The organism is Marinimicrobium sp., from assembly GCF_002695945.1.
Taxonomy (GTDB): domain Bacteria; phylum Pseudomonadota; class Gammaproteobacteria; order Pseudomonadales; family Cellvibrionaceae; genus Marinimicrobium; species Marinimicrobium koreense.
Window position 1 is genome coordinate 1 of sequence record NZ_NZQP01000025.1, and the last position, 13,447, is coordinate 13,447.

At 58.6% G+C, this 13,447-nt stretch carries 14 protein-coding genes and 1 tRNA gene; 10 read left to right on the forward strand and 5 right to left on the reverse strand.

The window, feature by feature from the left end; all coding sequences use genetic code 11:
* On the forward strand, positions 1–213 hold a 213-nt coding region (locus tag CMG77_RS06280), incomplete at its 5' end, for a hypothetical protein (RefSeq protein ID WP_286903800.1).
* Positions 214–272: 59 nt separating this feature from the next.
* Entirely contained in the window at positions 273–521 is a 249-nt protein-coding gene (locus CMG77_RS06285) for a DUF4282 domain-containing protein (protein WP_123637329.1), read from the forward strand.
* Positions 522–660: 139 nt separating this feature from the next.
* Here the strand turns inward: CMG77_RS06285 and CMG77_RS06290 are convergent, their stop codons facing one another.
* On the reverse strand, positions 661–1,548 hold the full coding sequence (locus CMG77_RS06290) for a LysR family transcriptional regulator (RefSeq protein ID WP_286805734.1): 888 nt from the start codon (positions 1,546–1,548) through the stop codon (positions 661–663).
* A gap of 130 nt (positions 1,549–1,678) precedes the next feature.
* On the opposite strand from CMG77_RS06290, the gene CMG77_RS06295 reads away from it, so the two are divergent.
* Positions 1,679–2,284 carry an FMN-dependent NADH-azoreductase gene (locus tag CMG77_RS06295; protein ID WP_123637328.1) on the forward strand — a complete coding sequence of 202 codons (606 nt, stop codon included), beginning with the start codon at positions 1,679–1,681 and terminating at the stop codon, positions 2,282–2,284.
* Positions 2,285–2,328: 44 nt separating this feature from the next.
* Positions 2,329–3,180, forward strand: a complete 852-nt coding sequence (locus CMG77_RS06300) for a pirin family protein (protein ID WP_286805737.1) — start codon at positions 2,329–2,331, stop codon at positions 3,178–3,180.
* A gap of 165 nt (positions 3,181–3,345) precedes the next feature.
* Here the strand turns inward: CMG77_RS06300 and CMG77_RS06305 are convergent, their stop codons facing one another.
* Complete coding sequence (locus tag CMG77_RS06305; RefSeq protein WP_286876022.1) at positions 3,346–3,738, reverse strand: hypothetical protein; 393 nt, start codon at positions 3,736–3,738, stop codon at positions 3,346–3,348.
* A gap of 248 nt (positions 3,739–3,986) precedes the next feature.
* Between CMG77_RS06305 and CMG77_RS06310 the strand changes: the two genes are divergently transcribed.
* Positions 3,987–5,816: an ABC transporter ATP-binding protein gene (locus tag CMG77_RS06310; RefSeq protein WP_286807680.1), complete on the forward strand. Its 1,830-nt coding sequence runs from the start codon at positions 3,987–3,989 to the stop codon at positions 5,814–5,816.
* Positions 5,817–6,020: 204 nt separating this feature from the next.
* Here CMG77_RS06310 and CMG77_RS06315 read toward each other — a convergent pair whose 3' ends face one another.
* Positions 6,021–6,269 carry a hypothetical protein gene (locus CMG77_RS06315; RefSeq protein WP_286807681.1) on the reverse strand — a complete coding sequence of 83 codons (249 nt, stop codon included), beginning with the start codon at positions 6,267–6,269 and terminating at the stop codon, positions 6,021–6,023.
* Positions 6,270–6,477: 208 nt separating this feature from the next.
* A complete protein-coding gene (locus tag CMG77_RS06320) occupies positions 6,478–6,921 on the reverse strand; it encodes a polyribonucleotide nucleotidyltransferase (protein WP_286807682.1) in 444 nt (147 codons plus the stop codon).
* A 259-nt stretch (positions 6,922–7,180) separates the two neighbouring features.
* Here CMG77_RS06320 and CMG77_RS06325 point away from each other — a divergent pair.
* Positions 7,181–7,257 (forward strand) — tRNA-Val (locus CMG77_RS06325).
* A 192-nt stretch (positions 7,258–7,449) separates the two neighbouring features.
* Here CMG77_RS06325 and rmf read toward each other — a convergent pair.
* A complete protein-coding gene (rmf, locus tag CMG77_RS06330) occupies positions 7,450–7,662 on the reverse strand; it encodes a ribosome modulation factor (protein ID WP_024460100.1) in 213 nt (70 codons plus the stop codon).
* 487 nt (positions 7,663–8,149) lie between these two features.
* Here rmf and rlmKL point away from each other — a divergent pair, with 487 nt between their 5' ends.
* From rlmKL to CMG77_RS06350, 4 genes are all read left to right on the forward strand, one after another.
* Positions 8,150–10,357 (forward strand): bifunctional 23S rRNA (guanine(2069)-N(7))-methyltransferase RlmK/23S rRNA (guanine(2445)-N(2))-methyltransferase RlmL, encoded by a 2,208-nt coding sequence (gene rlmKL / locus CMG77_RS06335; protein WP_286903801.1) that lies wholly within the window; start codon positions 8,150–8,152, stop codon positions 10,355–10,357.
* A 326-nt stretch (positions 10,358–10,683) separates the two neighbouring features.
* Positions 10,684–12,603, forward strand: coding sequence for a polysaccharide biosynthesis protein (locus tag CMG77_RS06340; RefSeq protein ID WP_286903802.1), 1,920 nt, complete (start codon positions 10,684–10,686; stop codon positions 12,601–12,603).
* 206 nt (positions 12,604–12,809) lie between these two features.
* The gene (locus tag CMG77_RS06345) at positions 12,810–13,040 is read left to right on the forward strand and encodes a hypothetical protein (protein WP_286903803.1); all 231 of its coding nucleotides are present in this window, start codon (positions 12,810–12,812) and stop codon (positions 13,038–13,040) included.
* Positions 13,027–13,407 (forward strand): type II toxin-antitoxin system VapC family toxin, encoded by a 381-nt coding sequence (locus CMG77_RS06350; RefSeq protein WP_286903804.1) that lies wholly within the window; start codon positions 13,027–13,029, stop codon positions 13,405–13,407. Before CMG77_RS06345 ends, CMG77_RS06350 begins: the two co-directional genes overlap by 14 nt.
* Positions 13,408–13,447: the final 40 nt, after the last annotated feature.

A 13,447-nucleotide genomic window follows, 5' to 3' on the forward strand; every position in this document is an offset into this window, starting at 1 on the left:
TTCGCTTATCCGCCCTACGGATACCGCGGAGCCCTGCGTAGGGCGGATAAGGGCGAAGCCCGCATCCGCCGCAACCCAACCATCCGCACCCACCGAAATTCGCGTTGGGCGGATCGGTCCGACGCCCCGGAATCGAAGGCGCATCCGCCGCAACCCAACCAAAACGCAACACCACACCTTGCCAAACAAAAATTCCCCTCTATACTCACCTAAGTGTCGGAAAATGCGACACTTTTTTGGGCTAAAAATTAAACAATCTGGAGAAAATCATAATGAGTGTGTCAGGCAAGGACTTGTTCTTTTTCGATCGTATGCTGACCCCGAGCATCATTACCGTTGTCTACTGGTTGCTGTTGCTCAGCGTGCTGGTGGGCGGTATCGGCATGATGTTTGGCCAATCGTTTTTCGCCGGTCTCGGTATCATCGTGTTTGGTACCCTCGGTGTGCGTATCTGGTGTGAGCTGTTGATTGTGTTGTTCAAGATTCATCAGAACCTGAAGGCGATTGCCGATAAGCCATAATCGTCACACCAGGTTACGGCGGATGCGGCCGATGAAGCCTCCGGAATTATGCGTAGGGCGGATCGGTCCGACGCCTCGGAGCCGAAGGCGCATCCGCCGTTGCCCAACTCAACGCATCCACCGTAACTCAACCCGCCCCCTACTGCACCGGCAACTGCCGCTTCAACACCTCCGCCAGATGCCGCGTCGCCGGCCCGGCCAACTCCCGGTCGGCAAAAATCAGATAAAGCGCATGCACCCGCTTACTCTCGGTCTCCATCGGAATCAGCTTCAACGTCCCCGCCTCCAGATCGTCCTTCAGGTAAGCTTCGGGCAACCAGGCATAACTCAACCCCAGCCGAATCGCGTGCAGTGACGTTCGAATGTGACTCACCGTCAGGCGCTGCTCGGCCTCTTGCCACCCCTCGGTATACCGTCGATGAATCCCCGAATCCCGCACGATCGACTGCCGGTAGTGGCGCAAATCGTCGTAACTCACCGGACGCCCCAGATGCTGCAGCGGATGGTCCGGGCTGGTCACCCCGCGAAAGGTCACCGACATCAGATACTCGCCATTGAACCCGGCCGGCACTCGCCCGGCGATTGCCACATCCACCTGATGCTGAATCAGCATATCCTCGGTACCGCTCATCACGGACTCGTATAACTCCACCCGGGTGTCCGGAAACTCCCGGGCAAAGGAGGCAATACAGCACAGCACCTGCTCTGGCGGCACAATCACATCCCCCGCCAGACTGACCAGAGGCTCCACCTTGGCAGAGAGCTGAGTCGCAGCCGATTCCAGGTTTTCCGCCTCCATCAGCAGATGTCGGGCCCGCCGGTATAGCACATCACCCGCCGGAGTGGGCACGGCCCGGCGCCCCTGTAGCTCGAACACCGCCACACCCAGCGCGGTTTCCAGCTGGGAAATGGCATAGGACACCGCCGACTGGCTCTTCCCCAGCGCCTCGGCGGCCTTGGCATAGCCACCGGCATCGATCACCGCCATAAAGGCCCGCCACTGATCCAGGCTCACTTTCGGTTCCATAGGCCGTCCCCTCAAAATACAACCAATCAAATAATTCGATCAAACTCTTCCAAATATCGCTATTTATCATTCGCTAGTCAAATCATTTAATAGACCCATCGAGTCAACAGTCTCTAAAGGAGATACTCACATGGCGACATTACTTCAGATCAACAGCAGCCTGTCCGGTGACGACGGCCATTCCAGCGCCCTCAGCAACAAGTTCGTTCAGCGCTGGCGCGAGCACAACCCCGGGGGTAAAGTCATCGTTCGCGACCTGGCCCGCCATCCGATTCCGCACCTGGACGCGGAGCGCCTGCACGCCTTCATCACCCCGGCTGAGAAGCGCACGGCCACCCAGCAGGATATCGTGAGCTATTCAGATCAGTTGATCGACGAGCTCAAGCGCGCGGACGTGATCGTCTTCGGTGTGCCCATGTACAACTTCGGCGTGCCGTCTACGCTGAAAGCGTATTTCGATCACATTGCCCGCTCCGGTGAAACGTTTCGCTACACCAGTAACGGCCCCGAAGGTCTGCTGGAAGACAAGCCGGTGTATATTTTTGCGGCCCGTGGTGGTATTTATCAGGGCACCGATGCGGACTCCCAGACCGGTTATCTCAACACCTTCCTGGGCTTTATCGGCCTGACCAAGACCCACTTCGTCTACGCCGAAGGTCTGGCCATGGGTGAAGACAACCAGAAGAAGGCGCTCTCCAGTGCCGAGCAGGAAATTACCGAATTGGCCGCTGCCTGATACAGCGGCCCAGATCAACGGGCAACAACCCGTCGCAGGTGTCTATGCAACGCCAACTGCAACAACTGATTCCGGCCCTCGCCACCAGCGACGGTGCCGGCGTGCGGATCAAGCGCAGCCTGGGGCAAAGCCAGCAGGCGCGTCTGGATCCCTTCCTGATGCTCGACGAGTTCAACTCCGAGAGCAAGGACGACTACATCGGCGGTTTCCCGTCTCACCCGCACCGCGGCTTTGAAACGGTCACCTACATGCTTGAAGGTCATATGTTGCACGAGGACCACATGGGCAACCGGGGCGACCTGAAAAGTGGTGACGTCCAGTGGATGACCGCCGGGCGCGGCATCATTCACTCGGAGATGCCCCAGCAGGAAGAAGGTCGCATGCACGGCTTTCAGATGTGGCTGAACCTGCCTGCGGCGGAGAAAATGAAGCCGGCGGCCTATCGGGATATTCCCGCCAGCGACATCCCGACCCTGGAGCTGGCCAATGGCGGCAAGGTCAAGGTAATTGCGGGTAGTGTCACTGCCGATGGCAAAACGGTGGAAGGCCCGATCCAGGGGCTGAGCACCGAGCCGCGCTACTGGGATGTGCAGTTGCCCGCAGGTGCCACCTTCGAGCAGGCACTGCCGAAAGGGTTGAATGCGTTTCTGTATGTGTTTGAAGGGGATCTGACCATCGGCGAGCCACCCCGGCAGCTGAAGAACGGCGCCGCCGGTGTGTTGAGCGATGGTGAGTCGCTGACCATCACCGCCGGGGATTCTGGAGCCCGTGCGCTGGTATTAGCCGGCAAACCCATTCAGGAACCCATTGCGCAGTACGGGCCTTTCGTGATGAATACCCCGGAGGAGATCGAGGAAGCGATCAATGATTACCGGGCCGGGCGTTTGGCCGGGTAGTTACGGTAGCATCACGTTCGGTTACAGCGTATGCGTCAGCGTTTTGGTAATGGCGGATACCACGAGAGTTCGCGTAGGGCGGATAAGCCAAAGGCGCATCCGCCGTTGCCCAACTTAACGCATCCGCCGTCATCCCCCCCCCGACGCAACTGACCTCACCTACACCTACCGCCCCATCCGCAACGCCACCGCCGTCACCAACGCCCAAACCCAATTGAACACAATCACCAACAACGGCGTCAGGGTCCCCAACCCCAGACCCGCAACCCCATGCGGCGTCTGATACGGAAACACCAGAAACAACTGAATCATGGTCGGGAACAGACTGAGCACAAACGTCTGGGCCCACAGCCGATTATTCAACACCGGCAGCAGAAACAGAAAGCCCCACAGCCCACCCCAGACAATCCTCGGGTACAACCAGTCCGGCGATAACCCCGGAGCGATGGACACCCCAAGCGACTGGCTGATGCCGTACATCCCGAACAGCCAGACCACCAGGCTGTTGCCCAAACCGCCGAGCGAGCCGGCGCCGAAGACCATTAACAGTTTTTTCATTGTTTCCCCCCAAGTAAAAATGGTTTTGGTTACGGCAAACAACCGCAATTTGCGTAGGTCGGATTAGCGCGCAGCGCGTAATCCGACAGGATATTCGGAGCGGGACGTCGGATTACGCGCTGCGCGCTAATCCGACCTACGGGATTGCTACGGCGGACACAACTCATTACATCCCTTAACAACCCCCAATGGTCCATACCACCAAAAGCCTGTAAACTACGCCCTCATTTCTTCAGCCGTCTATCCCTATGTTCGCGTTTTTCGAAAGTCTGCTCAAACCCTTCCCGGTCGAAGAGCCGCAACAGCCACCCAGGAACCTCGTGGCCTTCTGCCGCCACTATACCAAAGGCGCCGGCAAATTCCTGTTAACCATGTCGTTCATGGCCGCACTGATTGCCGTGATGGAAGTGGCCCTGTTTCAGTTCCTGGGGCTGACTGTCGACTGGCTCGGCCAATACAGCCCAACCCAACTCTGGGCCGAGCGAGGTACAGAACTGTGGCTGATGGCCTTTGTGGTCCTCATCGCCATCCCGATCACGGTGTTTTTTCACTCCACCCTGATTCACCAGACCCTGCTTGGCAACTACCCCATGATCATCCGCTGGCAGGCACACCGCTACCTGCTCGGTCAGAGCGTGGCTTTTTTTCAGGACGAGTTCGCGGGGCGGATCGCCACCAAGGTGATGCAGACCGCCCTGGCGGTTCGCGAAACGGTCATGAAGTTGCTGGACATCACCGTCTATGTGCTGGTGTACTTCACCAGTATGCTGGTGCTGCTGGGCTCGCTCGATTGGCGCTTGATGGTGCCGCTCGGTGCCTGGTTTCTTGCCTACATCGCCCTGCTGCGCTACTTCCTGCCGCGCCTGTCCGCCGTCGCCACCCGACAGGCCAATGCCCGGGCCGATATGACCGGCCGAATCGTGGATACTTACACCAACATTGCCACGGTCAAACTCTTCTCCCACTCCCGGCGCGAATCCGATTACGCCCGGGACGGTATGGAGCGGTTTCTGCACAGCGTCTACCCGCAGATGCGCCTGGCCACCCTGCTCAACAGCGGTGTCTGGGGCATTAATGCCCTGTTGATTTTCAGTAGCGCCGCGCTGTCCATCTGGCTGTGGAGCGGCGATATTATTTCGGTCGGCGCCATTGCCGCCGCCATGGGCCTGGTGTTGCGTCTGAACGGTATGTCCCAGTGGATCATGTGGGAAGTGTCCACCCTGTTTGAAAACATCGGCACCGCCAAAGACGGCATCAACACCCTCTCCCACCCGCGCGCAGTCGGCGATGCAGAGCAGGCGCAACCCCTGAACGTTCGTGAAGGCGGCATTGAATTTGATCAGGTGACCTTCCACTACGACAAAGGCGAAGGGGTGCTGGAGAATTTCTCTCTCGACCTCAAGCCCGGCGAGAAGATTGGTCTGGTCGGCCGCTCCGGCGCCGGCAAATCCACCCTGGTCAACCTGCTGCTGCGCTTCTACGATATCGAGAAGGGGCAGATCCGGATCGACGGTCAAGACATCAGCCAGGTTCAGCAGGAAACCCTGCGCGCCCAGATCGGCATGATCACCCAGGACACCGCCCTGCTCCACCGGTCGGTGCGGGACAACCTGCTGTACGGCAAGCCCGGCGCGACCGAAGAAGAAATGATCGAAGCCGCCAAACAAGCTGAAGCCCACGACTTTATTCTCGGATTGAGTGATGCCGAAGTACGCACCGGCTACGACGCCCACGTGGGCGAGCGCGGCGTGAAACTCTCGGGCGGCCAGCGCCAGCGCATCGCCATTGCCCGGGTGCTGCTTAAAGACGCCCCGATCCTGATCATGGACGAAGCCACCTCGGCCCTGGATTCAGAGGTCGAAAGCATCATTCAGAGCAACCTGAGTCGATTGATGGAAGGCAAAACCGTCATCGCCATCGCGCACCGGTTGTCCACCATTGCCGCGCTGGACCGGTTGATCGTGCTGGACCAGGGAAAGATTGTCGAACAGGGAACCCATTCGGAGTTGATTGCCCAGGGTGGGCTGTATGCACAGTTGTGGTCGCATCAGTCCGGCGGGTTTTTGGGGGAGGAATAGTTCAGTACGGCGGATGCGTCGTAGCTCAGTAACGGCGGATGCGGGCTTTGCCCTTATCCGCCCTACGCGAACTGCCGTGGTATCCGTAGGGCGGATAAGCGAAGCGCATCCGCCGTCACCGGGGGGGGGCACTTCGAACCGTAGGGCGGATCGGTCCGACGCTTCGGAGCCAAAGGCGCATCCGCCGTTACCCAACCTCCCGCCCTACTTCCGAAAATAATGATCCCAAATCAACATCAAAAGCCCAACAAAAAACCCCACATGAGCCACCATCGCCCCACCGGCAAATAACAGCCCCAATCCAATCGGATTCCCGTCGGAAGGCCCAAAAATCACATACGCAATCAGTGGCAAAGAGGTGACAAACACCAACAGCAGACTGTAGGCAATGATCTTCAACCCACGGGACGCATCGCTGCGCCAGATGGCGGTAATGGGATTTTTGATTCTCATCGAAACTACCGGTTGGAAGCAATGTCGGGGAATGTTGTCGGACTACGCGAGTTGCGTTCCGAAACGTCGGACCGGTCCGACCTGCTGGGCTTGCGGCGGAATTTGTCGGGTTACGGCCCTTGGCCTAACCCGACCTACTCGACCGTCGCGCAGCACGTTCAGTAGGTCGGGTTAGCGCAACGCGCGTAACCCGACAAACCTTCCAGTCTTACAGCGCCGCCAAGGTGGTCGGCTGGCGGGACTGTATCAGGGCCTGAACCTGCTCGGCTGATTGCACGCTGCGCACCTCGACACCGCTCGCCTGCAGGTCCACGTCCATACCCAGCTCGTCTTTGACCAGCAGCTCCAGTGCCTCTTGATCCACCTGGCCATCGGCACGGGTGATGCGTTCCATCTGCTCGTCGGTCAACTGGGCACTGCCTCCGGGCAGGTAGATGGTGCCGTTAGAGAAGTCCACCGCAAAAGCGATCACCCCGGGCACAAGGAAGAACAGCAAACCCACGGCGTTAAGAGCCACCACGGCCGGGTCGAGCTGGCCACCGGTCTGCCCTTTCCGCTCCGGGTACAGCACGGTGCCGCAGGCGGTGGTCTGGAGAATCAGGCCAACGCACAGGCCGGAAGCGATGGCTTTGCTTAAGCGATTGATGCGCATAGAGTTTTCCTCTTTGTTGTTGAATTCCACGTAGCAAAGACTATAGCACATGGCTTTGGGTTCCGTGGCGCCAGAAGCTTGGGTTGCGGCGGATGCAGGCTTCGCCCTTATCCGCCCTACGCCATCTGCCGTGCTATCCGTAGGGCGGATAAGGCCAAAGGCCGCATCCGCCGGAACCACGGCCTAAACTAACCTGCAACGCTAAAAAAGGGGTTGCAAAAATCCGAAGTTTTGGTAAAGTTCGCGCCTCAAACGAGACAGGACTATAGCTCAGTTGGTTAGAGCGCTACCTTGACATGGTAGAGGTCACCAGTTCGAATCTGGTTAGTCCTACCAAATATCGAAAAACGGCTTGAGGTTCAGACCCCAAGCCGTTTTTTTATGCCCAGACATTCAGGCGCCCAAAAACCGCTTTACAGCGTCGGCAACGCAGGTAGCTGTTAAGCGGTTTTTAAAAAAATGCCCGCGCTAAGGCGGGCTAGTTTGAGGAGATGATGGCCAAGAAATAAGGTTGTCAAAAGGCTCCAGTCAGTGAGGGGACAAGTTGTTCAGTTTTTGTACTTGAGCGGCCATGTTGTAACCATCCCACTGATCCGTGCGCGCTTCGCGCCAACCGGAGAGCCATTCCTGGCGCGCTGTGCCGCTCTCGTGCGGACACAGGCTGCGGGACCGACCCGCAATACCGGCTTGATAACCCTTACCAAATGCGCGAGCTGTCTGGTTACGCTTTTGACGTTTCATATGTGATGCACCTCTATGTAGCCGTTAATCTTGCAGAGCCCAGCGCCGGGGTGGCGCTGGGCCTGTTAGGGAAACGCACCCACTGGGCGGGGATGCCCGGCACTGTGCGTAGGGAGGTACTGCATCGCCTCTAGCCAGCCACCCGGGAAAATCGGTGGTGGATCCGTAGAGGCGAATGCTCAGTACAGCAAAAAGCCCCCCGGCTGTGAACGATTGTTTTTTTATAGCAGAGGTGTTTCATATGGCACTTTGCTCTAGAATCCGGTTTGACAAAGTGGTTGGGGTGGGCTTACCAGCGTAAAACCAAACGTTGGGTTACGGCGGATGCGCGCCTCGCGGCGCTTATCCGCCCTACGCATGGCTCCGGAGGTTGCGTAGGGCGGTATAAGGGCGAAGCCCGCATCCGCCGTTACCGCGACTTCAACTGCATCCGCCGTAACCACAACCCAACGCACACACCGGCACCANGCCGTCCCAAAAACAACTGATGATATCTATGAANCTGTTTGCCACCTGCCCCAAGGGCCTTGAAGGACTGTTGTACCAGGAACTGGACGCCATTGGCGCCCAACACCTCAAGGAAACCGTGGCCGGCGTCGCCTTTGAAGGGGACATTGCCCTCGCCTANCNGGCCTGCCTCTGGTCNCGCCTGGCCAACAAGATCCTNCTGCCCCTGGCGGANTTTCCCGTCGGTGACCAGAACACCCTTTACAATGGCGCAAGNAACATCCCCTGGGAAGAACACCTGGGTCCCCAGAGCACCCTGCTGGTGGATTTCATCGGCAGCAGCGGCGCCATTCGCAACACCCAGTTTGGCGCCCTGAAAATCAAGGACGCCATTGTCGATCGCATNCGCGACGTNACCGGTGATCGCCCGTCGGTCAGCAAACAGCACCCGGACCTGCGCATCAATGCCCGCCTGAANAAAGGCAAAGTCACCATNAGCCTGGACCTGTCTGGGGAAAGCCTGCACCGTCGGGGCTACCGCACCAAACAGGGCACCGCCCCGATGAAGGAAAACCTGGCGGCCGGAGTCCTCATGCGCGCCGGTTGGCCGGACATCGCCGCCCGTGGTGGCGCATTGATCGACCCCATGTGCGGCTCCGGCACCCTGCTGGTGGAAGCCGCCCTGATCGCCGCGGACATCGCGCCCGGCCTGGGCCACGCCCGGTTTGGGTTTGAGCAGTGGCTCAATCACCGCAATGACATCTGGCTCGAGCTGCGCGAGGAGGCCATTACCCGCAAACGCGCCGGCCTCGCCAAATCCCGTCCGGAAATCCGCGGCTACGACGCCAACCTATCCGTCATCCGCGCGGCGGAAGACAACATCATCCAGGCCGAACTGGACGACTGGCTGCGGGTCAGCCGCAAGGAGTTGGCGGACCTCAAACAGCCCACCCACAAGGTACTCGAACCCGGCCTGGTGATCACCAACCCGCCCTACGGCGAGCGCCTGGGTGATGTCGAGTCCCTGAAGTTGCTGTATCAACACCTTGGTGAGCGACTGAAAACCGAATTCAAAGGCTGGCGCGCGGGCATCTTCACCGGCAACCCCGAGCTCGGCAAGCAGATGGGCCTGCGGGCGGAAAAGAAATATCGCCTCTATAACGGCACCCTGCCCGCCGAGCTGCTGATGTTTTCCATCGAGGAAAGCCAGTTCGTCAGCGCCGCGCCCAAGCCCCTGAAGGCCGAGCTCGAAGCCGACGCCCCGCTGTCCTCCGGCGCACAAATGCTGGCCAACCGGCTGCAAAAGAATCTGAAACAGCTGGCAAAGTGGGCGAAAAAGCGGCGCCGCGGCTCCGAAGACGGTATTAATGCTTATCGGCTCTACGATGCGGATATGCCCGAGTACTCGGCGGCCATTGACCTGTACCGCTCCGANCAGGGCGANCTCTACGCCCACGTTCAGGANTACGCCGCCCCNAAATCCGTGGACGAAGCCNGGGCCGAACAGCGCTTCGCGGAGATTCAGGCCGCGGTCCCCCGGGCTCTGGACATTCACCCGGACCGGGTCAGCTACAAGCAGCGTCGCCGTCACAAGCATTCCGATGGCAGTCAGTACCAGAAGCTCGCCGAGCGCCCGGACGGCGAAATCATCAATGTCATCGAAGGCCAGGCGCGGCTTCAGGTCAACCTCTGGCAATATCTGGATACCGGATTATTCCTCGATCATCGCCCGGTACGACTGAAAATCGCCGAANTGGCGAACAACAAACGCTTTCTGAACCTGTTCTGCTACACCGCCAGCGCCAGCGTTCACGCCGCCCTGGGCGGCGCCCGGTTCACCCTCAGCGTGGATATGTCCAACACCTACCTGAAGTGGGCCCGCAACAACCTGGCGTTAAATGGCCTCAGCGACACCAAGCACCGCACAGAACAGGCCGACTGCGTGGAGTGGCTGAAAACCAACGAGCAGGAGTTTGACTTGATTCTGCTCGATCCACCGAGCTTCTCCAACTCCAAGAAAATGCCCGGCGTACTGGACATTCAGCGGGACCATGTGGCCCTGATCGANGGCGCCATGAAGGCCTTGGCAAAAGGCGGAACCCTGATTTTCTCCACCAATTTGCGGACGTTTGCGATGGATCGGGACGCGTTGAGCGCGTATCAGCTCGAAGACATCACCCCCCAGACGATTGATAAGGATTTTCAGCGCAACCCGAAGATTCACCAGTGTTGGTTGGTCAGGTGGTAAACGTCACCATGGGGTAACGGCGGATGCGNCCTTCNGCCTTATCCGCCCTACGGCCGAGCGCAGCGGTATAAATCCGCGTAGGGCGGATAAGCGCCGCAGTCGCGCATCCGCCGTAACCCAACCCGAATCAACCTCCGCATCCGCCGTAAATACACGTGATACCCACTATTTGGCACCCAAATTGCTCTATCCAATCTAACCCCAAAAACCGTAAGGTTTTCGTAACAATTGCCCCGATTTTGCGCTATACTCCAGCGGTTATTGCCCCATGAAGGAGCACAATCGGCCAGAGGCAAGATTCGGTCAATCAATGGAGTTAGAGGTCTATGCTGGAAGCCCTGTTTGAGTCCTCCCGGACCACCAAACGCATTATTTCCCTGATTTACGACACCGTCGCTATTGTTACCGCCTTCTACGCCGCCGCCTTCCTGCGGTTGGGCACCTTTAACTCCCAGTTTCTCGATAAAGACGTCACCGTCATCGCCATTACTCTGGTGGTGAGTCTCGCCGTCTTTATCCGCATGGGTATGTACCGAGCCATCCTGCGCTACATGAGCACACCGGCCATGTTGACCATTGTTGGCTGTGTGTTTATTTCCGCACTGGTACTGGCCACGGCCAGCTTCCTGACCCAGTCCCGACTGCCCCGCTCCATTCCGTTCATCTACCTGACCATCGCCCTGCTGCTCATTGGTGCCCCGCGCCTGATGGTGCGCAGCGTCATCATGATGCTCAACCGGCGCAGTGTGGACCTTAAAGAGCCGGTTATCGTCTACGGCGCCGGCTATACCGGCCACCAACTCACTCTGGCGCTGCAGGGTTCCCAGTACAAACCCGTTGCCTTTGTGGACGACAACCCGGCCCTGCACCGCACGGTAGTGGCCAACATCAAGGTCTACAGCCCGAAGATGATCGAGGCCCTGATCCGGACTCACCGGGTCAGCAAGGTGCTGCTCGCGCTGGGCAGCACACCCAACTCCCGAAGGGCTCAGGTGATCAAGCGCCTGGAATCCCTGGCCATTTCGGTCCAGACCGTGCCAGCCATTCCGGATATTCTGAGCGGCAAGGCCTGTATCGAACACATCAAGGATGTGGAGATTGAGGACCTGCTGGGTCGCGACCCGGTCTCCTCTCAGCCGGAGCTCATGGCCGCCAACATCACCGACAAAGTGGTCATGGTCACCGGTGCCGGCGGCTCCATCGGAAGTGAGCTGTGTCGCCAGATCATCCAGCACCGCCCCCGCGCCATCGTCCTGTTTGAGTTGAACGAGTTCAGCCTTTACCAGATCGAGCGTGAGCTGCAGGAAACCTCTGAATTCCGCACAAATCACATCAACCTGTACAGCATCCTGGGCTCGGTTCAGAAAGAACACCGGGTGGAAACCATCATGCGCAGCTTTGGTGTGCAGACGGTTTATCACGCCGCCGCCTACAAGCACGTGCCGCTGGTAGAACACAATATCGTCGAGGGCGTGCGCAACAACGTCTACGGCACCTGGTACACCGCCGAGGCCGCCATTCGCGCCGGGGTGGAATCCTTCGTGCTGGTCTCCACCGACAAGGCCGTGCGCCCCACCAACATCATGGGCGCCTCCAAGCGACTGGCAGAGCTGGTACTGCAGGGCCTGGCCAAGCGCCAGAACACCACCATCTTCAGTATGGTCCGTTTCGGTAACGTACTGGGCTCATCTGGCTCGGTAGTCCCGTTGTTCCGGGAACAGATCAAAAACGGTGGCCCGGTAACGGTCACCCACCCGGAGATGGTCCGCTACTTCATGACCATCCCGGAAGCCGCCAAGCTGGTGATTCAAGCGGGCGCCATCGGTACCGGTGGCGACGTGTTCGTGCTGGATATGGGCGAACCGGTGAAAATCGTGGATCTCGCCACCCGGATGATTCACCTCTCGGGCCTGGAAATCAAAGACGAAGACCGCCCCAACGGCGATATTGAAGTCGAATTTACCGGCCTGCGCCCGGGCGAGAAGTTGTACGAGGAACTGCTGATCGGCAGCAACGTCTCCGGCACCCAACACCCCGGCATCCTGCGCGCCGAAGAGCACCACCTGAGCTGGGAAGAAACCAAAAACCTGCTGGACGACCTCGACGTCGCCTGCCACGCCTACCAGTGCGACCGCGTGAAACAGCTACTGGTGGAAGCCCCGACGGATTATAAGGCCAGCATGTTGATCAGCGATTCGGTGTGGCGGCAGAAGCAGAATACCGGGAAGCTCCGGGTAGTAAACTGATCGTTCGGTAACGGCGGATGCGGGCTTAGCCCTTATCCGCCCTACGCGAATTACCGTGGTATGCGTAGGGCGGATAAGCGAAGCGCATCCACCGTAACCCAACCCAACGCACGCACCCAACCTATCCCCAACCCGCATCCCACATTGCCCAACAATCACAATTCAAGGTACCATCAGAACGTTAAGCGACTGGCAGAGGGCGGAAAATGTACGCTATTGAGTTCGAGGCAGACGTCATCGACGGCCAGATCAGGCTCCCTGACGAGTACAAAGCGCTGGAATCAACGCATTTAAAGGCAATTATCCTGATTCCCGATGCGCCCACAGCCATCAAGGAACCGGCAAATAAGTACGACTTCAAGGACCTATCTGGAAAGCTGACCTGGGAAGGAGACGCTGTAGAAGCACAGCGGAAAATTAGAGATGAGTGGAGCTGACCGCTATTTACTGGACACCAACGCCATCATCGCACTCCTGAAAGGCGATGGAGAATTAGCAGCCAGACTCTCTGGTGCGGAGCTCGTCGGCATTTCGGTTGTATCCCACCTAGAATTTATGTGCTTCAAAGGCTTGTCCTCAGAGGACAGTTACGTATTTCAGGCCTTTTTGAGGCGGGTAGAGAGTTTTGGCTTACACTCCAACGATAATGAGCTGATGGACGCAGTAATCCGCATTCGGAGAGACACCGGCCTCAAACTCCCCGACGCAATAATTGGCGCCACCGCCATTCAGCATAACTTGGCATTATTAACCGCCGACACCGCTTTGTTGAACGCCATACCAAAGGCGATCAATTTCAGGTAACGGCGGATGCGGGCTTAGCCCTTATCCGCCCTACGCGAAT